This window comes from Asticcacaulis sp. AC466, from assembly GCF_000495815.1.
Taxonomy (GTDB): domain Bacteria; phylum Pseudomonadota; class Alphaproteobacteria; order Caulobacterales; family Caulobacteraceae; genus Asticcacaulis.
The window spans coordinates 1-232 of the sequence record NZ_AWGE01000069.1 but is presented as its reverse complement, the minus strand read 5'-3'; the positions used below and the strand labels follow the sequence as shown (position 1 = coordinate 232).

Sequence of the window (232 nt, the reverse complement as noted above, 5' to 3'; positions counted from 1 at the left end):
AAAAAAGGCAGTGGTGTAGGCGTCACCCCCGCCATCGACAAGGTGGCAGGCACCGTAACCATCCAACACGACGCCATTCCAGCCGTTGACTGGCCCGCCATGACCATGGCGTTCAAAGCCACGCCATCATCTTTGCTCGACGGTCTGAAGGTCGGCGAAAAGATCAAATTCGACGTCAAGGTCCAGGGATCGGACGCTGAAGTCACGGCGGCAACACCACAGTAGCCCACAG

Annotated in this window: 1 protein-coding gene; it reads left to right on the top strand. The window is 58.2% G+C overall.

Going from position 1 to position 232, the window contains the following annotated elements; genetic code table 11:
* The coding region (locus tag AEAC466_RS43515) for a copper-binding protein (protein WP_023460314.1) at positions 1–225 on the top strand (225 nt) is incomplete at its 5' end.
* Positions 226–232: the final 7 nt, after the last annotated feature.